The sequence below is a fragment of the Pseudomonas sp. ANT_H12B genome (genome assembly GCF_008369325.1).
Lineage (GTDB): Bacteria > Pseudomonadota > Gammaproteobacteria > Pseudomonadales > Pseudomonadaceae > Aquipseudomonas.
The window spans coordinates 61073-80916 of the sequence record NZ_VOBI01000023.1 but is presented as its reverse complement, the minus strand read 5'-3'; the positions used below and the strand labels follow the sequence as shown (position 1 = coordinate 80916).

Sequence of the window (19844 nt, the reverse complement as noted above, 5' to 3'; positions counted from 1 at the left end):
GGGCAGGGGAGGCAAAATAATGAAAACACTCACCACAGGACTGCTCGGTCTGCTAGTGCTGACCGGCGTCGTACAGGCCGATGTGTTCGTTTCCGTGGACGCCAAGGGCAGCTACGTTCTGTCCAATGTCCACCGTCCCGGCCGCACCTATGAACGGGTGATTCAAGAACCCGAATCCGCGCGGGTCAGCATGGATCAGCAACCGCAGATGATCGCCCGGCAGCCCTATGCCGAGCTGGTCTCGGCCGCGGCCAAGGCCAATCAGTTACCGGCGGCGCTGCTGCACGCAGTGATCCAGGCCGAGTCCAGCTACAACTCCAGCGCGACATCCCCCAAGGGTGCCGGTGGGTTGATGCAATTGATGCCTGACACCGCTCGGGAAATGGGGGTGACCGATGTCTACGACCCCAAGGCCAACATCCAGGGCGGCGCCCGTTATCTGAAGCGCCTGATGACCTTGTTCGACAACGACATCAGCCTCGCCGTGGCGGCCTACAACGCCGGGCCGCAAGCGGTACTCAGCCGTGGCGGGGTGATCCCGCCATTCGCCGAAACCCAGCGTTATGTGCCCAGTGTCTTGCGCCAATACCGACGCTTGCAGGGCCTGACCGCGGATGCGCCGTTGTGATCGGCGGCCGTGGGGCATGTTCCCCAATAGTGGGGCATGGTTGCCCCGGCCGGAAAGTGGGGAATAACTGGGGAATATCCCCCGGGTTATGAAGTCGTTTATGTAAGCAATTGAAAAATAACCAAATTATTTATGGCATGCGGATTGCTCTAGTGGATTTGTCGAGAACTATTCCTGTGAGCACCCCACAGCGAGGCCCGTGATCATGACCGGCACACCGTACGCGTCGTCCCTTTTCAAAATGCTGCTTCTGGTCGCGTCGATGTTTGGCATCGAGCTGGCCGAGGCGGCCTTGCGCTGCGAGCGCAATCTGGTGGCCAACGTCGTGGCTCTTGACCAGCCGCTGATGTTCAATCGCCTCGGCGCGCAGAACGTCAACGGCATGATGTTCGCCCTGCGTCGGGATGTGGTCGATGACCACAACATGTCCCTGGCCCAGGGCGGGGCGGCGGTGCCGGGCAAAGTTTCGCTACGGCCCGACAAGCGTCCGCGGCCGCTGGTGCTGCGCGTCGCTGCCGGTGATTGCCTGACCATCAACCTGCAGAACCTGCTCGCCTACCAGGCCAACCCCGGCAGCCACGAAAGCGGCGAGGAGGAAGAAGGTGAGATTGAGGGCGAGGTCGCCGTCGGCAACGTAGACCAATTCAAGGTCGATGAGCAGGTCGCCGACCGCCACGTCGGTTTCCAGGTCAACGGCATGCAAGCGGTCAATAGCATCGACGACATTGCGTCCTATACCGGGCGCAACGCCAACACCTTGATCGCCCCCGGTGCCTCTCGTTCCTACACCTTGTTCGCCGAGCGTGAAGGGGCGTTTGCCGCCAGCAGCCGTGGCGCGACCTTCGGTGGTGAAGGGGATGCGGGCAACGTGGCCAACGGACTGTTCGGTCAAGTGGTGGTGGTACCCAAGGGTGGCCGCACCTATCGCAACACCGTGACCGAAGAAGAAATGCGCCTGGCCAGTGTCGGCCGCACCCCGGCCGGTCAGCCGATCGTCGACTACCAGGCACGCTATCCACAACGCGAACCGTGGATTCGTGAAGGCAAGGCCGGCACGCCGATCATCAACATGGTCGACGGCAATGAAATCATTTCCAGCGAGAGTGACGCGGTCGTGATGGGCAGCAACGCCGACGGCAGCTTCCCGCCGTCGACTTATCCGCTGGAAGCCATCGGTAAACGCAACCCGGCGATTCCGAATCGCCTGGAGCCATTCCGCGATTTCGCCTCGCAGTTCCAGGATGAAACCGCGGCGACCCAAGCGTTCCCCGCCTACTTTGCAGACCCGGTCATGGCCCACGTGCTGGAGCCGACCCGCGACTCGTTCATGATCAACTATGGCTCCGGCGGCATGGGTGCCGAGGTGGTTGCCAACCGTTTGGGCGTCGGGCCGATGCACGACTGTCTGTCCTGTGCCTATGAAGAATTCTTCCTCAGCTCGCACACCGTCGGCGACGTGGCGATGCTGGTGGACGTACCGGCCAACTCTGGCCTGGAAGGCATTCTTCCGGGCCAGGTACCAAGGGCCGATCAGATCGGCGTCAAGGCGACCATGGCGCTGTATCCGTCCGAACCGTCCAACGTCAACCACAGCTACATCGGTGACTTCATCAAATTCCGCAACACGCACAACGGCCACGAGCAGCACATCTTCCACCTGCACGGGCACCAGTGGTTGTTCAACCCCAACGACGACAACTCCGACTATGTGGACGCCCAGGGCATCGGTCCGGGCGCCGGTTACACCTACGAAATCGCCAACGGTGGTTCGGGCAACCGCAACCGCGTAGCCGGCGATGCGATCTATCACTGCCACTTCTATCCGCACTTTGCCCAAGGCATGTGGAGCATGTGGCGGGTGCACGACGTCTTTGAAGAAGGCACCAAACTCGAAGTTTCCCAGCAGGGCGCCGACGGTTATCACAGCGAGCCTTATGCACTGCGTAACGGTAAACCCGCTGCTGGCGCCCGGGCCTTGCCTGATGGCGAGATCGTTGCCGGTACACCGATTCCAGCCGTCGTGCCGCTGCCAGGCAAAGCCATGGCGCCGATGCCGGGCAAAGTCGCGGTTGTGCCGAAAATCGGCGAAACCCTGGTGGCCGGTGGTGGTGACGACGATGACGAAGAGGATGATGACGACGGCGAACATCATGGCGGCAACGGCGGCGCTCAAGCCATCGGTTCGCTGGCCCTGGTGGATCGCAGTGAAGCCAACCGCAATGCCGATGGCAGCCTGAAAAACCCTGGCTATCCATTCTGGATCGGCGGCATGGAAAGTTCGGTCGGCCAACGTCCACCGACTCCACCGCTGGACATGCTCGACGCTGCCAAGGCCCAAACGCTGAAGACCAGCGGCAACGCCTTGTGGGCAAACCTCGACCCGGCTCAGTCCGGTGGTTGGGACGGCGGCCTGGGCCGCCATTCTCTGGACGGCTTCTCTGCCGGTGGCCAGGCGAACACCATCACCACGTCGCTGGACTTCTCCAAGGAAGTGACCCGCGCCAAACCGATTTATATGCCGGAAGAGGGCACCGAAGTCGAACAGGCGGCCATGGCGTTCCACGCCAAGAAAGACCACCCAAGCTTTGCCGTGCTACCCGGTAATCAAATCGTGGCGCGCAACTTCCGCACCAACGGCGCCTTGCCGATAGCGGGCGCACCGTATTACGAACCGTGCATGGATGATCGGCAAAAACGCCTGACCAGCAGCGCCGGCACCGGTGAGTTTGCCAGTGGCGAACGGATCGACGGCATGTCCTACACCGGTTCCTCGACCTTCACCGCCGACCGTCCTCGGGTCTATAAAGCCGCGAACATTCAGTTCGACGCGGTGTACAACAAGGTCGGTTACCACTTCCCACAAGCGCGCATTCTCGCGCTGTGGGAAGACGCGTGGCCAGTGATCACCAAACAGCGTCCGCCAGAGCCTTTGGTGATGCGCATGAACACCTTCGACTGCGTGCAGTACCAGCAAACCAACCTGGTGCCGGCCACCTATGAGATGGACGACTATCAGGTGCGCACGCCGACCGACGTGATCGGCCAGCACATTCACCTGCCGAAATGGGACCTGGTGTCTGCCGACGGTTCGGCCAACGGCTGGAACTACGAAGACGGCGTACTTTCCCCGGGTGCAGTGCAAGAACGCATCCAGGCCATTCGCGAGTTCAACCAATGCACAGGCACCGACCCGCGTGACGGCACACCGGCCTGCCCGAAAGCCAAGAATCACCCGTTCTTCGGCCAATATGGCCGGGCCGACTGGGTCGGGGCGCGCACGGCAATGCAGCGCTGGTTTGTCGATCCGGTGCTGAACGCCAAAGGTGTCGACCGTGGCCTGGGGACCATTTTCACCCACGATCACTTAGGCCCATCGACTCACCAACAGATTGGTCTGTACGCCACCGTGTTGGCAGAACCGGCTGGTTCTACGTGGTTCCACGCCGAAACCGGCGAGCCGTTGTACAGTGGCGCGCGGCAGGACGGCGGGCCAACCTCGTGGCAAGCGGTGGTGTCCACCGGTGACATTGATGGTGACGGTAAGAACGACAGCTTCCGTGAGTTCTTCCTCGAATACAGCGACTTCCAGCACGCCTATGAAGCCGGTGTGTACGTCGGCGCCGGCCCTAACGGTGTGCCTGACCCGCAAGCCTTCCCGGCCACCGCTGACAGCTTCCGCTACGCGATCAACCCGCCGGTGCGCAATAACGCCAGCAACTTGCTGGAGGGAATCGTCGAAGTGCAAGGCGGGCAAGTTCCTGGTTGCCCAAGCCGGCCATGCCCACAAGCGATCTCGGTCGATGACCCCGGCATGTTCGTGGTCAATTACCGCAACGAACCGCTGGCCTTGCGGGTGTATGACCCGAACAAGGTCGGCCCGGACGGCAAGCGCGGCATGCAGGCCGACGGCCTCGGCGGCGACCTGGCGTACGCCATGCAAAGCCGTACCGACCGCGCCATCCCGGCGATGAACCTGGCACCGAACCTGGTGACCGCGGCCACCGGCCCAACCGGCGGCACCACGCTGTTCCCGCCACACATCAACCGTGGCGGCGCCGAACCGGGTGACCCGTTCACGCCAATGTTGCGCACCTACACCGGTGACAACGTGCGGCTGCGGGTGCATGCCGGTGGTCACGAAGAAGAGCACAACGTGACCCTGCACGGCGTGAAATGGCTGCAAAGCGGTTCCGGTTTCGGCAACAGCTCCAACTCCGGCTGGCGCTCGTCGCAGATGATCGGGATCTCCGAGCAGATGGGCTTCAATGCGCCGGTCTCGATGATCTCCAGTTCGGCTGCAACCACCGGGGATTACCTGTACTCGATGGACGCGTCGATTGAAGGTTACTGGAGCGGGATCTGGGGCGTGATGCGCAACTACACGGCCCAACGCAGCGACCTGTTCGCGCTGCCAAACAACGCGAAACCGGCCGGTATGCGCAACACCGTGGCGTTCGATGGCATCTGCCCACGGTACGGCGCCAACCCGAACGGCATCGGCACCCGGCCAACCGTGCAACGCAACTATGACGTGGTTGCGGCGCTGGCCAACGACATCCTTGGCAATCCGTTGAACCTGTTCATCGGTGATCCGGCGGGGATTGGTCAACATGTCGGCGGGCCGCTGAATCCGGCGGGCGGCACCCTGGTGTTCAACTCGCGGACCGTGAGCATTCCGCAGGTCACCGTAACCGATCCTGAAGACGGTGAGACCTTCACCATCGGCGGGCAAAGCGGGCCGCTGCATGATCCGACGGCGATCCTGTATGTGCGCAAAGGTGATCTCGACCCGATCACCGGCAAGCTCAAACCCGGTGTGCCAGTCGAACCGCTGGTGCTGCGTGCAGCGGCGGGTGATTGCATCAACATCACCCTGGAGAACCGACTGCCCCTGATCATGCCGGACTTGACCCAGACCGCCGTGATGCAAGGCATGGTCAAGCGTGATCGCAACAGCGGCCTGGGCGCGACTACCTTCAGCAACAACCTGATGCGGCCGTCCAGCCATGTTGGCCTGCACGCGCAACTGCTGGCGTACGACATCACCAAATCCGACGGCACCAACGTCGGCGCCAACCCGACCCAGACCGTGCCACCGCGTGTCGGCACCGTCGGCGCGTACCCGACGCGTACCTATCAGTACTACGCCGGTCACCTGGAGCGTGAAGGCAAGCCGATCACGCAACTGGGCCGCAGTGTCGACAACATCAACGCCACGGCGGTGGAGTTTGGCGGGTTGAACTTCACCCCGGCGGACGTCATCAAGCAGGGACAAAAAGGCCTTGGCGGTGCGATGAGCATCCTGCCGATCGGCGCCACCTGGGTCGACGATACCCGCAAAGTGACAGCGACCGTCACCGCACCTGGGCAGACCACCTACCGCGATTTTGCGATGGTCTGGCAAAAAGCGTTGAACATTCGCTGGGCCAACGGGCGACCGGTGGAAGGCATTGCGGCGGAAGGCCTGGGTGTGCCGACCGATCCACAGGACAACTCCAGCATGGCCATCAACTACAAGGCCGAGCCACTGTGGTACCGCTTCGGGCTGGCACCGGATGCGCCGTTCGGTCACGCCGACGGCCATGGTTATGGCGACGTGCCAAATGCGCACATGGCTTACAGCAATGCGCTGGTGGGAGGCGATCCGCAGACTCCGGTGCTCTATGTGAAACCGGGCCAACCGTTCCGCACGCACATCATGCTGCCCACCGGTGGCAGTCGCGGCACGACCTTCCAACTCGATGGTCACGTCTGGTCGGTCAACCCGTTCCAGTCGGAGAAGAGCGATACCGGTGGTTATCCAATGAGTACGCCAGGAGTGGGCTCGGTGCGGTTCGGCTACAACCCGATGTCGATGTACATCGGCGCACACGAAAGCATCCTGCCGGCGGCGCACTTCAGCTTCATGCACCCGAGCGCCGGGGGCAGCAACGCAATACCGGGCGACTACCTGTTCCGCGACTACGGCGCCTATGGCAACACCGCCGGGCTTTGGGGATTACTGCGGGTGACCAACGAACCCGAACCGGCACCGGCCCCGTAGGGCAGGGAAACGCAATACCTGCGGGAGCGAGCTTGTTCCGGGCAGCGTTGCGAAGATGGCGGAGTGTCAGACACATGAAGGTTGAATGTGCCGGCCTCTTCGCGGGCAACCCCGCTCCCACAGAGGGGCGGTGAAGCGGGCATGGATCTGAAGGGGAGAAGTGTTATGAACAGGACCATCAAAATGACCGGTTGTGCGCTGGTTGTCGGGTTGGCGCTGATCTGGCTGGGGGTATGGCGTACGACGCCGCCGGACATGCTCAGCAAGGTTGCGCTGCCAGACACCTGGAGCGGTCAGAAGCTTGAGCGTGACGGGTTATCGGTGGCGTTCGAGGTCAAGCCGTTGGCCGAGGACGGCGTGCTGCGCGAAGGTGGTTTCGCCGACGTGCGCTTTCGCGTCACTGACAGCGCTTCAGGCCAGCCACTGTCGGGCGTCGCCCCCGGTGCCTGGCTCGATCCGGAAGCCGTCGCCGCCGACCAGGCCCAGGGCCGCGAACACAGCTGCAAATCCCGGGTCGGGGTGTTTCTGAAATCAAGCATCGGCGCACGGCCGCTGCTCGATATGAACAGCTACTACCTGCTGGTGATGAACCGCGATGCCAGCGTCACGGTGGTCGATCCGTCGGTGTCGGTGGGTGGCGTCACCAGCACCATGGCGCGGATCGACATCAAGCAACCACCGATGGACTGGGTAACGCCCCGGGACAACAAACGGGTGTTCGTTTCGATGCCCGCCGCCGGGGAAGTGGCGGTGATCGACAGCGAGCAATTCAAGGTGATCGACTCGGTCGCCGCCGGCAGCAACCCGGTGCGGGTGGTGTTGCAACCGGATGAGCGTCTGCTGTGGGTCGGCAACAATGCCAAAACGGCCGAGCAGTCTGGGGTGACGGTGATCGACACCCAAACCCTCAAGCCCCTCAAACACCTGGCCACCGGTGCCGGGCACCACGAAATCACCTTCAGCAAGGACAGCCGTTTTGCCTTCGTCAGCAACCGCGACGACGGCACCGTGAGCATCATCGACATCGCCAGCCTGACCATCAGCAAACAGCTCAAGACCGGCTCACACCCGTTGTCGGTGGCGTACTCGCCGCTGTCCCAGGCGGTGTATGTGGCCGATGGCAAGGACGGCACGGTGACTGTGATCGATACCGCCAGCCTGTCAGTGCGCCGGGTGATCAAGGTGAAGCAAGGACTCGGCCCGATGGGTTTCAGCGCGGACGGTCGTTTCGGCATCGTGCTCAACACCCTGGAGAACCAGGCCTCGGTGATCGACGCGGCCACCGATTCGTTGATCCATGAACTGAACGTGTCCGCCGAACCCTATCAAGTGGTGTTCACCAAGGCCTACGCCTACATTCGCGGGCTGGCGTCGGCCAAGGTGACGATGATCAACCTGTCGTCTCTCGGTGAGGGGCGCACGCCGATCAGCCAGGGCTTCGAAGCCGGACCGCAAGCGCCACGCCTGGCCGGTGACCTGCCGCTGGCCTCGAGCCTGGCAGTGTCGCGAGACGACAACGCGGTGTTTGTGGTCAACCCGGTGGACAACACCACTTACTTCTACGCCGAAGGCATGAACGCGCCGATGTCCGGTTACCCCAATCGCGGGCAAGTCGCTCGCGCGGCGATGGTCATCGACCGCAGCCTGCGCGAAGTCGAGCCAGGGCTGTACAGCGCCCGGATCAAACTGCCAGCCGCCGGGCGTTTCGACGTGGCGTTCCTGCTCAACCAACCCAACATCATCCACTGCTTCACGGCGCTGGTTGAACCCGACAAAACACTCGCCCAACACCGCGGCGTGCCGAAGGTGGAGTTTATGCTCGACAAATCCACGGCCGCCCTCGGCAGTCCGTATGTCGTGCGCTTCCGCATCGTCCAGGGCAAACAGAAGTCGCAGCGCAGTGGGGTCAAGGATGTTCAGGTGCGCTACTTCCGCGCCCCGACTTCCCGTGCCCAGCAAGTCGCTGCCCAAGAGGTGGGCAACGGGGTTTATGAAGCCCCGGTGACCCTCGACCAGAACGGCGCCTGGTACCTGCACGTACGTGCGGCGTCGTTGGGCGCGAGTTTCGACGACAAGACTTTTGCCAGCGTTCGGGTCTTGCCCGGCGACGCCCACTGAAGAGGAATACGACATGAACCGATTCGTAAACCGTGGACTGCTGACGTTCTGCCTGTTGACTGTCGGTATCGGACAGGCTCTGGCCCACTCGGCGGATGAACACGCCGGACACAACATGCCACCCAAAAGCGCCACATCGGAAAGCGCCCAGGTCAAATTCGCCGACGTGGCGCTGGTGGACCAGCACGGCAACGCCGTACGCCTGGAAAAGGACCTGGTGACCGACAAGATCGTGGTCATGAGTTTCATCTACACCAGCTGCACCACGGTCTGCCCGGTGGTGTCTTCGATCATGGGCAAGGTGCAGAAACAACTGGGCGCGCGGGTCGGCACCGAGGTGCAGTTGGTGTCGATCAGCATCGACCCGCAGCGCGATGACGCCAAACGCCTGAACGACTATGCCCGCAACTTCCAGAACGGCCCGGGCTGGAGCTGGTTGACCGGCTCCTCGCAGTCGGTCAACGCAACCCTCAAGGGCCTTGGCACCTTCAGCGGCGACTTCAAAAGTCATCAGCCATTGATACTGGTGGGGGACGGCAACAGCCGTCACTGGACGCGCTACTACGGCTTCACCGACCCGACCGTGCTGACCCGTGAAGTAGAGAAACTCAGCGGCCAGCGCAACGCTCACGCCAAACACACTGCCATTGCCATGGAGCATCAGCGATGAAAGCCCTCGCTTTGATTTTCCTTACGATATGTTTTTGCATTATCAGCTTTGTGGCGTTTTCCCACGAAGGGCACGTCGAACCCGAACCCGCAGTGGCCACCGCGCCGCCGGCAACCGGCACTCGCGATGCAAAAACCTGGTTCACCGACACCCCGTTGCAGGACCAGAACGGCGAGACCTTGCGCTTCTACAGCGACGCACTGCAAAACCGGATCGTACTGCTGAACGTGATTTTCACCAGTTGCAACGATGCCTGCCCGCTGATCACCCGCAAGCTCAAGGAAGTTCGTGAGGTGCTGGGCGACAAGGCCGACGGCATCACCTTTATCTCCCTTACCAGTGATCCGCTGCGGGACACCCCGGCGGTACTCAAGGCTTATACCTTGAAGCAGGGCGTCGATGGCCCCCACTGGCTTTTTCTGACTGGCGACAAGGCGCAAATGGACCTTGTACTGAGCCGCATCGGCCAGATCGTGCCAACCCCCGAGCAGCATTCCACCCAGTTGATCGTCGGTGACGTGGCGAACAAACGCTGGAGCAAAATCCGTCCCGATGCCCCGGCTGCCGCCATTGCCCAGCGCTTGCAGTTGCTGACAATGCCCGTGGCCGGTCGTTGAGTCCGGACCATGAAAAACTCACTCGTCCTCGGTCTGCTGCTTTTCGGCGGTATCAGCCTTGCTGCCCATGCGTTGTCGCTGAACCCAAGCGAAAGCGCCGGCAAACGGCTGTACCGCGAGGGGCTGTCCGGGAGCGGTGAGCCGATCATGGCCCGGGTCGGCGCGGCGGATATGCTGCTGCCGGCGACCAGCGTGCCGTGCGCCAATTGCCACGGCGCCGATGGTCTGGGCCGGCCCGAAGGCGGGGTGCGACCACCGGATCTCAGTTGGTCGCGTCTCACCAGCACCTATGGCCAGCAGCAAATCAATGGCCGCAATTACCCGGCCTATACCGACGGCACATTGGCACGGGCCATCCAGGAAGGGCGTGACCCGGGCAATAATCGGCTCGATCCGGCGATGCCGCGATTCGTCTTGTCGATGAATGATCAACGCAACCTCACGGCCTACCTCAAACGCGTGGCCGATGAACGCGATCCCGGCCTGACCCCCGACAGTCTGCACTTGGGCACCTTGTTGCCGCGCCAGGGACTGTTGAGCGAGGAGGGCGCCACGGTGGCGGCGGTGCTACGGGGCAGCGTCGCGCGGATCAACGAAGCGGGCGGGATTCATGGCCGACAGTTGCGCCTGACGATCCTTGACCCAGGCCCCGACCGCGCCAGTGCCGAGCAGGCTCTGGATCGGTTGATCGATCAGGAACAGGTGTTCGCCCTGATTGCACCGCTGGCTCCGGCACTGGACTCGGACCTCGCCGCGCGCCTTGAACGGGCCGGCATTCCGCTGATCGGGCCGCTGTCGCTGCAGGGCACGGCCCAGACCAGTCGGCAGATTTTCGAACCGCTGTCGGGTTTGCGCGAGCAATTGATCGCCCTGGCCGACTACGCCACCAAGAGTTTGCGGGTGCTTGAGGGGCCGACGCTGATCGCCTACCCGGACGAGCCCCGCCAACGGCTGGCGGCGCAGAACCTCAGCCAGTACCTGCAAGATCACGCGTGGCAGCAAGTGCGTTTACAAGCGTATGACTCCGCACAGGACGAGCTGCCACTGGGCTCGCGGTCGGTGTTTTACCTGGGCAGCGGCGGCGGTTTCAGTCGCCTCGCCGAGCGCTTGCAAACGGCGGGGCAGGTGCCCTATCTGTTCGCCGCGTCGAATCAGGTGGCGGGTGATCTGTTGCAGGTGCCCAGTGGTTTTTCTCGCCGGGTGTTTCTGGCCTATCCATTCGTGCCCAGTGACTGGACGCTGGCCGGGCGCCTGGCCCTGACCCAATTGCGCAAACATCAGCGCCTCGGCGGCCAGCATGCGGTGCTGCAAGTCGGCGCGTTCAGTTCGATGCTGCTGCTCAGCGAAGGCATGAAGCAGGCCGGGCGCGATGCCAGCCGCGAAAAACTGATCAGCGCCCTGGAAGGCCTGCATGACTTCGATACCGGGCTGACTCCGCTGATCAGTTTCGGTCCGGGCCGCCGCCTGGGCCTGAGCGGCGCACATATCGTCACCGTGGAATTGCCCGACCAGCGCTTTTATCTGGTCGCCCCTTACAAACCTATTGCCGCGACGCCCTGACGGAGGCCGATCATGAAGCTCAACACGCTGCTGATTTTGCTGACAATGTGGGTTCCCGTGGCGTTCTGCAGCAATGGCCCGGCGGCTGCACGGGTCAATGGCGAGGAGATTTCCCAGCTTCGTCTGGAGCGTTATTTCGCTGAATTTCTGGAGGACCAGGGCCGGGCAGTGGCCAGCATTCGCAGCCCCAAGGCCTACAAACAGTTGCGTCAGGCAGCGCTGAGCGCATTGATCGACAGGGAGTTGCTGTGGCAAGAAGCCGTCAAGCGCGGGGTAGTGATCAGCGACGCCACGGTACAAAGTCAAGTCGATCAGACCCGGCAAACCATCGGCGGTGCCGAGAAGTTCGCCCGGCGCCTGGAAGACGCCGGATTCGATGAGGCCGGTTTTATCGAGTACACCCGTCGGGAGCTCGCGGCCCAACAGGTGTTTGCCGACCTCACCAAGGTCGCCGATCCGGACGAAGCACAGGTTCGCGCCTTCTTTGAAGAGCATCGTGCCGAAATGAGCCGGCCCGAGGAAGTCCAGGCGCGGCACATCCTGATCAAAGTGCCGCAGGGTGCCGACGCTTTCACAGTTGAAGCCGCGCGGCTACGCTTAGAGGAGATGCGTGTGAAAATCACTCAGGGCGAAGACTTCGCCAGCGTGGCCCGGGCCGGGTCCGAAGATGCATCCGCTAGCGAAGGCGGCGATCTGGGCTATTTTCCTCGGGGACGCATGATGCCCGAGTTCGAAGCGGCGGCGTTTGCTTTGGCACCGGGGGCGGTCAGTGCGCCGGTGCGCACGGCGATTGGCTGGCATCTGATCTATTTACAGAACCACTTGGAGGCAGCCGATGTCCCAGAGCAGCAGGGGCTTGAAATGGTCCGGGCTTACCTTGCCCGACAACAACAGGCCCAGGCTCGTCTACAGGTTCTGGCGCAGCTGCGATCAAGCAATCGAATCGAACGGATTGACGATGACTGAGGGTTCCCCCCCAATAATGGGGAAAAGCTTCAGTGCACATCCGAGTGCTTCCCCGCCTTTGGGGGAGGGAGCTTGCGGACTAAATGGTTTTTTCATGGAAATCAAAGACGTGCATCGGTAAAAAAACCGGTGCTCAGCCTGGCATGAAGTGTGCGTTAGCCTAATTAAGGCGCGTACTCCCAGGGTTGAAACATCGGACCTGCGGTTTCAAGGAGTCGACCTTGTTAAACAAAGTACTGGTTGTCGAAGACGAACAGCTCCTTGCCGAAAACCTCAAGGATTACCTTCAGGCGCAAGCGCTGGACGTCCGGATTGCACATGATGGTGCGACGGGTATCGGTGAAGCCGAACAGTTTGCACCCGATGTGATGGTGTTCGATTACCGCTTGCCCGACATGGAAGGCTTTGAGGTGCTCGCTGCTGTCCGCCAGAACAGGAATTGTCATTTTGTACTGATCACAGGGCACCCAACCGCTGAAGTGTGTGAGCGGGCCCGGCAACTGGGAGTCAGTCATATCCTGTTCAAACCGTTTCCATTGGCGGAATTGGCCCGAGCAGTCTGCGACCTTCTGGGGATGGAGCGCGAACCCAAAGCAGGCATGAGCATCTCCGAAGGTTTTGTCGAACGACGCCAGAGCAGGACCGAGAGTTTCCCGCTGCAGTTGTACGACGGCAGTTGGGTGCTGGCAGATCGTCGACGAAGTTCATCGACGTCCAGGGCACCAGACGACGAACAATTGCTCACCGGGGAGTAGTGGCGCGACAAGACGTTCCGGCAATCGCCGCAATGGCCTGCCGCGTCGAAAGGGCTCAAAGCCCCCGGCGTTGGAGAGCATGCCATGGACCGTCTATCCCTTGCCGTCGAACCGGCGCTGTTGGACTGTGTACCGTCTCGATTTTCCAGTGAGCAACTGGCCCAGGCACGCTCCCGGGCCGCCAGTTCCGGCGAACGGGTACTGGAAGCCCTCGGGGTGTTGTGTGAGCTGGCCCCCATGCCTTTCATCCAGTGCCTTGGCGCAACCCTGCATTATCCGGTGCTCGACACCGACACCCTGTTTCAAGCCACCCCGGTGTTCGATCGGGTCACCCTGGCCCAATGCCTCAAGCGCGAATTCATCCTGTTGCGTCACGACGATGCGGTCATCGGCGTATTTGCCGACCCGTTCGACACGGTTCGACTGGCCTGGATCGATGACTGCCTGCACGGCGCGCCGCTGTACCTGGTGCATGCCGACGACCTGAAAGCTTATCTGGCGCGCCACGAAGAGAGCTTCCACGCGGTGGAGTCGCTCAACGCCCAGGCCGACATCAATATCGAACTCGATACCCTGCAAAGCCTGTCCCTGACCAGCATCAGCGAAGACGCCAGCGTGGTCGTCAAACTGGTCAACTCGACCCTCTACGACGCGCTGAAAATGCACGCCAGCGATATCCATTTGGGCACCACCGGCAGCGGCCTGGTGATCAAGTACCGGATCGATGGCGTGCTGAACAACATCAGCAAAATCCAGGGCAGCGAGTTCGCCGAACAGGTGATTTCCCGGGTCAAGGTCATGGCCGAACTGGACATCGGCGAAAAACGCGTGCCTCAGGACGGTCGCTTCAAGATCGGTATCAGCGGCCGGCAGATCGACTTTCGGGTGTCGATCATGCCGAGTATTTTCGGCGAAGACGCGGTGCTGCGGGTGCTCGACAAACAAGACCTGGCAGACAAGGTCAGCGGCGTGCAATTGCAGGCGCTGGGCTTTGAAGACGACACCCTGCGCCAGCTGCGCAGGCTCGCGGCCGAACCCTACGGCATGGTGCTGGTCACCGGCCCCACCGGTAGCGGCAAAACCACCACGCTGTACGCGATGATCACCGAGATCAACCACGGCGTGGACAAGATCATCACCATCGAAGATCCGGTGGAATATCAACTGCCGGGCGTGCTGCAAATCCCGGTCAACGAAAAGAAAGGCCTGACTTTCGCTCGCGGCCTGCGCTCGATCCTGCGCCATGACCCGGACAAGATCATGGTCGGTGAAATCCGCGACCCCGACACCGCCCAGATCGCCGTGCAATCGGCGCTCACCGGGCACCTGGTGTTCACCACCATTCACGCCAACAACGTGTTCGACGTGATCGGCCGGTTCACCCAGATGGAAATCGACCCTTACAGCCTCGTCTCGGCACTCAACGCGGTGCTGGCCCAGCGTTTGATCCGGCTGGTGTGCGCCAGTTGCAGCGCGCCGGCCAACCCGACCGATGAAGAATTGCGCCTCTCCGGCCTCGACCCGCAGCAGGTTGATCATTACCACTTTGTTCACGGCAAAGGCTGCGGCCACTGCCGGGGCACCGGTTACCGCGGGCGTACCGCGATTGCCGAGTTGCTGCACCTGGACGACGAGTTGCGGCAGATGATCGTCGAGCGCCAACCCGTTTCGAAAATCAAGGCACATGCCTGCAAACGTGGCTTGCGCCTGTTGCGCGAGTCGGCTCTGGAACTGGTTGCAGAGGGGCGTACTACGCTCGAGGAGATCAATCGTGTCACTTTTGTCTCGTGATCGTTTCGTCGCCGTACTCGGCGCCAGTGGTGTCGGTCTGGGCCAGCGCCGTGGCAGTGAAACCCTGTGGCTGGGCAGCGTCGGTTTCATCGACGAAGGCTTCCATGCCTGGGCAGTGGCCCTGGAAACCCTCGACCGGTTGTTGGGTGAACACACCCGTCCCGGTGCCGAATTGAGCGTGGTGATCTCCGGGCACTTCAGCCGGTTTTGCCTGGTGCCCTGGAGCGAGCAGATCAGCAGCCCCGACGAATTGCTCGGGTTTGCCCAGCTCTGCTTCGAAGACCTTTACGGCGTGCCGACTCAACCCTGGAGCATGGTCTTGTCGGCGGAACCTGCGGGCTACGACCGGATCGCCACCGCGCTGCCCAAAGACTTGCTGGAACATCTGCGCGCACAGGCCACTGGTCGTGGTTTGCGCTTGCGGTCAGTGCAGCCGTACGTGATGACGGCGTTCAACCACTTCGATAAAAGCTTTGAGGCCGGCGACTTCCTGTTCGTGGTCGCCGAGCCGGTGCGCAGTGTGTTGCTGCTGGCCCGGGAAGGGCGCTGGACGGCGGTGCGCTCGGTGGGCAGCAGCGACAGCGATGCCGCACTGACTGCATTGATCGGCCGTGAAAGCCAATTGCAGGCGTCCACCAGCGACCGGCCGCTGAACGTTTATCTGCATGCGCCAGCGCGCATGGACTCGCATCCTGACGTACCTGGTGTGCATTTGCGCACCCTCGAAGAGGACCGGACATCCGTACGCGATAGTTTGTACGTCATGTCCCGGGCGGTGGCCTGACATGCGCGCCTTGATGCTCGACTTTCAGCCGCGCCGCCGCTCGGGCCCATTGGGCTGGAGCCTGCTGGCCGCGGGCCTGGCGCTGACGCTGAGCTGCGTGCTGGTTCAGCGACACCTCAGTGAACAGGCCACGCAACAGCAAGGCCATTTGCAAACCGCCCAGCGCGAACTCACTGGCGACACCGGCACCAAGGTCAGCCTGACCCCGGCCGAAACCCGCGAGCAGGCGCAGAACCTGGCCGAGATGCGCAAGGTGTCCCAGCAATTGCGTCGGCCCTGGGAACGCTTGTTCGCCATGCTCGAAGCCATGCCACGCGACGACATTGCCTTGCTGACCCTGACCCCGGATGCCCGCAAAGGCCAGGTGCGAATCAGTGCCGAAGCGCGGGACCTGGAAGCCATGCTTGTTTTCCACCGCCACCTCGAAGCCAGCGACGAGCTGTCCGATGTGTCGCTGCTGAGCCACGAAATCGTCGCCAACGTGCCGGAACACCCGGTGCAATTCAACCTGTCGGCTAGCTGGGAGATCGGCGATGCAAATCCCTAGATTGATCGTCCACGAATACCTGAAAGGCCTGGGCATCCCCGGTCTGGCAGGGCTGGCGATGTTGCTGGTGGCGCTGGTTTGGGCCTTGGGTGGCCTGATGCCTGACTGGAGTTCCTTGCAATCACTCAGCCAGCAGACCCGTGAGGCCGGCGAATACTTGGCCAGGGTTGAAGACGGCAGCATCACCGCCCCGGTGGTGCCGCAACGTCAGCTCGACGACTTCCGCAGCAAATTACCGTCGCAGCCTCAGGCCACCGTTGCGATCGACAAGATTTACGCGCTGGCGGCGCAGGAGCGCATCACTCTGGCTCGCGGTGAATATTCCCTGGGCATTGACCCCAAGACGCACCTGGCCCGGTATCAGATTCTGCTGCCGGTGCGCGGTACCTATCCGCAACTGCGGCGCTTCCTGCATGCCTTGCTCGGCCAATTGCCGGCGGTAGTGGTGGAAGACGTGGAGTTCCAGCGTAAAAAAATCGCCGACACCGACCTGACCGGGCGGATCCGCATGACCCTTTACCTGTCGAGGTCATGATGAATACCAAGCGCGTAATGGGTTGGGTGGCGTTCTTCGGCGTGGCCGCGGCGCTGAACTGGGGGCCTGATTACTTCATGCCATCGAACGATGACGACGCTTCGGTCGCCGCCGTGGCAACCCCGGCCAAAGGCAAAACCCGCGGCGCTTTACCTGCCGCCGCGGCCACCGGCAAACCGGCGGTGGTCAAGGATCTGAGCCCGGCGGGCGACCTGTTCGGCGCCCGCAGTTGGAAGGCTGCGCCACAGCTCGCCATCGTCACCGAACAACCCGTTAACGTCACCCCGGTGGTGCAAGTCCCCACTGCACCGCCGATGCCTTTCCAGTTCATCGGCAAGATTGATGACCGTTCCGACCTGCAAGTGTTTTTGCAGAACGGCGAAAAAATATACGTCGTACGCAAAGGGGATGTGATCGACGAAACCTGGCGGATCGAGGGTATTTCCGATGTGGAACTGAGCCTGGTCTACCTGCCTCTGCATTTGTCCCAGACCTTGTCTGTGGGGAGCACGCAATGAACAGATCCCGTTTGCTGATGAGCCTTTGCCTCTGTGCAGGACTGGCCGCATGCAGTTCGGCGCAGGTCGCCAGGGAAGAAGGGACCGACCTGATGGAGTCGGGACAATACGAAGCCGGCTTGGCGCGCATCGAGGAAGGCCTGCGTGAAAACCCTCGCGATACCGAACTGCACCTGGCCCTGACCAGCGGCCGTGCCCGTGCGGTGACGGCGCTGCTGACCCAGGCCGACATGGATCGCGCCCAGCGTGATTTCGCTTCAGCACGCATGGCTTACAGTCGGGTGTTGACCATTGAACCGAACAACCGCCGCGCCCAGGACGCTATTCGCCAGCTCGAACACATGCGCAGCCTGGATGAAAAACTTGAGCTGGCCCGTGGCGACCTGCGCCGCGGCGACATTTTCGGCGCCGACCGCCAGGTGAAACAGATCCTCGAACTGGACCCGAAAAATGAAGGGGCCCTGGAGCTGCAAAGCAACATCCGTCTGGTGCAAAGCCGCAACGTGATTCCTTACCCGCAACTGCGCACCCGTCTGGACCGGCCGGTAACCCTGGAATTTCGCGACGCCAACCTGAAGGTGATTTTCGAAGTGCTGTCCCAGGTCGCGGGTTTGAACTTCATCTTCGACAAGGACCTGCGCCCGGACATGAAAGCCACCATCTTCGTACGTGACGTGCGCATCGAAGACGCCGTGGAATTGCTGCTGCAACAGAACCAGCTGCACCAGAAAGTGGTGAACGAAAACACCTTGCTGATCTACCCGGACTCGCCGCAAAAGGTCAAGGACTACCAAGAGCTGGTGATGCGTACGTTCTACCTGACCAGCATCGATGCCAACACCGCGCTGAACATGGTCAAAACCATGCTCAAGACCCGCGATGTGTTCGTCGATGAACGCCTCAACACCTTGACCATGCGCGACACCGAAGACGCCGTGCGCATGGCCGAAAAACTGCTGCAGTCCCAGGACCAGTCCAACCCTGAGGTGGTGCTGGAAGTGGAGGTGATGGAAGTCGCGACCCAGCGGATTCTCGACCTTGGCCTGCAATGGCCGAACACCTTCGGCGTGGTCAACAGCGACGGCTCGGCAGTGACCCTGCTCGATCAACTCAAGGGCATCAACTCTAGCCGGATCTCCATCTCGCCGTCGCCGCAGGCCAAGATCAACGCCCAGGACAACGACATCAACACCTTGGCCAGCCCGGTGATTCGGGTCAGCAACCGCGAGCAGGCGCGCATCCACATCGGTCAGCGCGTGCCGATTATCAGCGCCACGTCGGTGCCCTCGACTCAGGGGCCGGTGATCACCGAAAGCGTCACTTACCTGGACGTCGGTCTGAAGCTCGAAGTGCAACCGACCGTGCACCTGAACAACGAGGTGGCGATCAAAATCGCCCTGGAAGTGAGTAACGCCACGCCGCTGGAACCGACTCGCCAGGGCACCATTCCGGTTCAGGTCGACACCCGCAACGCCCAGACCACTCTGCGTCTGCATGACGGCGAAACCCAGATCCTCGCCGGCCTGATGCGCAACGACCATGGCGCCACCGGTAACAAGATCCCGGGCCTGGGCGACATCCCCGGCCTGGGTCGCCTGTTCGGCAGCAACAAGGACACCGTCGGCAAATCGGAACTGGTGCTGTCGATCACCCCGCGGATCGTGCGCAACCTGCCGTACCAGAGCCCGTCGGACATGGAATTCACCACCGGCACCGAAACCAGCATGCACATTCAGGCGCCGGACCGGCGGATGGAATCAGCGACTCAGCCTCAGCACATCGAAAGGCCGGTCGCTTCCAGCATCACCACTGTTGTCGTCGAGAAGCCTTGATCATGAACGCCTCGGAACGCGGTTTTACCCTGATTGAAGTCGTTGTGACGCTGGCCCTGATCGGCCTGCTGGCCGGGATGGCCGCGCCGCTGACCGAAACCGTGGTGCGACGGGGAAAGGAGCAAGACCTGCGCGCGGCGCTGTACCAGATTCGCGATGCCATCGACGCCTACAAGCGCGCTTTTGACGCTGGTTACATCGAGAAGTCGCTGAACAGCAGCGGCTATCCGCCAAACCTGCAAGTGCTGGTGGAGGGTGTTCGCGATGTGCGCAGCGCCAAGGGTGCCAAGTTCTATTTTCTGCGGCGGGTGCCCCATGACCCGCTGACACCGGTCAAGCGTGACGACGAAGGCGGCTGGGGCTTGCGCGCCTATGACAGCACGGCTCAAAACCCGCGGGAGGGCGAGGACGTCTTTGACGTTTACTCCCAGGCCCGCGGCAAAGGGCTCAATGGAATCAACTACCGCGAGTGGTGAGCCT

Annotated in this window: 15 protein-coding genes; all 15 read left to right on the top strand. The window is 62.0% G+C overall.

Annotated features, from left to right (window positions below):
- Nucleotides 1–19 precede the first annotated feature (19 nt).
- The 15 genes from FQ185_RS26660 to FQ185_RS26590 all read left to right on the top strand — a co-directional run bounded on the left by FQ185_RS26660 (nucleotide 20) and on the right by FQ185_RS26590 (nucleotide 19840).
- Nucleotides 20–628 carry a lytic transglycosylase domain-containing protein gene (locus FQ185_RS26660; protein WP_149420067.1) on the top strand — a complete coding sequence of 203 codons (609 nt, stop codon included), beginning with the start codon at nucleotides 20–22 and terminating at the stop codon, nucleotides 626–628.
- 205 nt (nucleotides 629–833) lie between these two features.
- Nucleotides 834–6671: a manganese-oxidizing multicopper oxidase MnxG gene (gene mnxG / locus FQ185_RS26655; RefSeq protein WP_149420066.1), complete on the top strand. Its 5838-nt coding sequence runs from the start codon at nucleotides 834–836 to the stop codon at nucleotides 6669–6671.
- Between the two features lie 165 nt (nucleotides 6672–6836).
- The gene (locus FQ185_RS26650; RefSeq protein ID WP_149420065.1) at nucleotides 6837–8789 is read left to right on the top strand and encodes a YncE family protein; all 1953 of its coding nucleotides are present in this window, start codon (nucleotides 6837–6839) and stop codon (nucleotides 8787–8789) included.
- 13 nt (nucleotides 8790–8802) lie between these two features.
- Nucleotides 8803–9459 (top strand): SCO family protein, encoded by a 657-nt coding sequence (locus FQ185_RS26645; protein WP_149420064.1) that lies wholly within the window; start codon nucleotides 8803–8805, stop codon nucleotides 9457–9459.
- On the top strand, nucleotides 9456–10076 hold the full coding sequence (locus tag FQ185_RS26640) for an SCO family protein (protein WP_149420063.1): 621 nt from the start codon (nucleotides 9456–9458) through the stop codon (nucleotides 10074–10076). The genes FQ185_RS26645 and FQ185_RS26640 overlap by 4 nt, the downstream gene beginning before the upstream one ends.
- A gap of 9 nt (nucleotides 10077–10085) precedes the next feature.
- Nucleotides 10086–11636, top strand: a complete 1551-nt coding sequence (locus FQ185_RS26635; RefSeq protein ID WP_149420062.1) for an ABC transporter substrate-binding protein — start codon at nucleotides 10086–10088, stop codon at nucleotides 11634–11636.
- Nucleotides 11637–11648: 12 nt separating this feature from the next.
- On the top strand, nucleotides 11649–12602 hold the full coding sequence (locus FQ185_RS26630; protein ID WP_149420061.1) for a peptidylprolyl isomerase: 954 nt from the start codon (nucleotides 11649–11651) through the stop codon (nucleotides 12600–12602).
- Between the two features lie 221 nt (nucleotides 12603–12823).
- Entirely contained in the window at nucleotides 12824–13357 is a 534-nt protein-coding gene (locus FQ185_RS26625; RefSeq protein WP_149420060.1) for a response regulator, read from the top strand.
- 84 nt (nucleotides 13358–13441) lie between these two features.
- Nucleotides 13442–15148, top strand: coding sequence for a GspE/PulE family protein (locus FQ185_RS26620; RefSeq protein ID WP_149420059.1), 1707 nt, complete (start codon nucleotides 13442–13444; stop codon nucleotides 15146–15148).
- The gene (locus FQ185_RS26615; protein ID WP_149420058.1) at nucleotides 15129–15932 is read left to right on the top strand and encodes a hypothetical protein; all 804 of its coding nucleotides are present in this window, start codon (nucleotides 15129–15131) and stop codon (nucleotides 15930–15932) included. Before FQ185_RS26620 ends, FQ185_RS26615 begins: the two co-directional genes overlap by 20 nt.
- A gap of 1 nt (nucleotide 15933) precedes the next feature.
- Nucleotides 15934–16479: a PilN domain-containing protein gene (locus FQ185_RS26610; protein ID WP_149420057.1), complete on the top strand. Its 546-nt coding sequence runs from the start codon at nucleotides 15934–15936 to the stop codon at nucleotides 16477–16479.
- Nucleotides 16466–17014: a GspMb/PilO family protein gene (locus tag FQ185_RS26605; protein WP_149420056.1), complete on the top strand. Its 549-nt coding sequence runs from the start codon at nucleotides 16466–16468 to the stop codon at nucleotides 17012–17014. The genes FQ185_RS26610 and FQ185_RS26605 overlap by 14 nt, the downstream gene beginning before the upstream one ends.
- Nucleotides 17014–17532 carry a hypothetical protein gene (locus FQ185_RS26600; protein ID WP_149420055.1) on the top strand — a complete coding sequence of 173 codons (519 nt, stop codon included), beginning with the start codon at nucleotides 17014–17016 and terminating at the stop codon, nucleotides 17530–17532. The genes FQ185_RS26605 and FQ185_RS26600 overlap by 1 nt, the downstream gene beginning before the upstream one ends.
- On the top strand, nucleotides 17529–19364 hold the full coding sequence (locus FQ185_RS26595) for a secretin N-terminal domain-containing protein (RefSeq protein WP_149420054.1): 1836 nt from the start codon (nucleotides 17529–17531) through the stop codon (nucleotides 19362–19364). Before FQ185_RS26600 ends, FQ185_RS26595 begins: the two co-directional genes overlap by 4 nt.
- A gap of 2 nt (nucleotides 19365–19366) precedes the next feature.
- Nucleotides 19367–19840, top strand: coding sequence for a type II secretion system protein (locus FQ185_RS26590; RefSeq protein WP_149420053.1), 474 nt, complete (start codon nucleotides 19367–19369; stop codon nucleotides 19838–19840).
- Nucleotides 19841–19844: the final 4 nt, after the last annotated feature.

Bases quoted from the DNA above. Each gene is read 5' to 3' on its own strand.
- mnxG (WP_149420066.1), top strand. From the start codon at position 834: ATGACCGGCACACCGTACGCGTCGTCCCTTTTCAAAATGCTGCTTCTG.
- FQ185_RS26640 (WP_149420063.1), top strand. From the start codon at position 9,456: ATGAAAGCCCTCGCTTTGATTTTCCTTACGATATGTTTTTGCATTATC.
- FQ185_RS26590 (WP_149420053.1), top strand. From the start codon at position 19,367: ATGAACGCCTCGGAACGCGGTTTTACCCTGATTGAAGTCGTTGTGACG.
- FQ185_RS26630 (WP_149420061.1), top strand. From the start codon at position 11,649: ATGAAGCTCAACACGCTGCTGATTTTGCTGACAATGTGGGTTCCCGTG.
- FQ185_RS26645 (WP_149420064.1), top strand. From the start codon at position 8,803: ATGAACCGATTCGTAAACCGTGGACTGCTGACGTTCTGCCTGTTGACT.
- FQ185_RS26595 (WP_149420054.1), top strand. From the start codon at position 17,529: ATGAACAGATCCCGTTTGCTGATGAGCCTTTGCCTCTGTGCAGGACTG.
- FQ185_RS26650 (WP_149420065.1), top strand. From the start codon at position 6,837: ATGAACAGGACCATCAAAATGACCGGTTGTGCGCTGGTTGTCGGGTTG.
- FQ185_RS26660 (WP_149420067.1), top strand. From the start codon at position 20: ATGAAAACACTCACCACAGGACTGCTCGGTCTGCTAGTGCTGACCGGC.
- FQ185_RS26610 (WP_149420057.1), top strand. From the start codon at position 15,934: ATGCGCGCCTTGATGCTCGACTTTCAGCCGCGCCGCCGCTCGGGCCCA.
- FQ185_RS26620 (WP_149420059.1), top strand. From the start codon at position 13,442: ATGGACCGTCTATCCCTTGCCGTCGAACCGGCGCTGTTGGACTGTGTA.
- FQ185_RS26600 (WP_149420055.1), top strand. From the start codon at position 17,014: ATGAATACCAAGCGCGTAATGGGTTGGGTGGCGTTCTTCGGCGTGGCC.
- FQ185_RS26605 (WP_149420056.1), top strand. From the start codon at position 16,466: ATGCAAATCCCTAGATTGATCGTCCACGAATACCTGAAAGGCCTGGGC.
- FQ185_RS26635 (WP_149420062.1), top strand. From the start codon at position 10,086: ATGAAAAACTCACTCGTCCTCGGTCTGCTGCTTTTCGGCGGTATCAGC.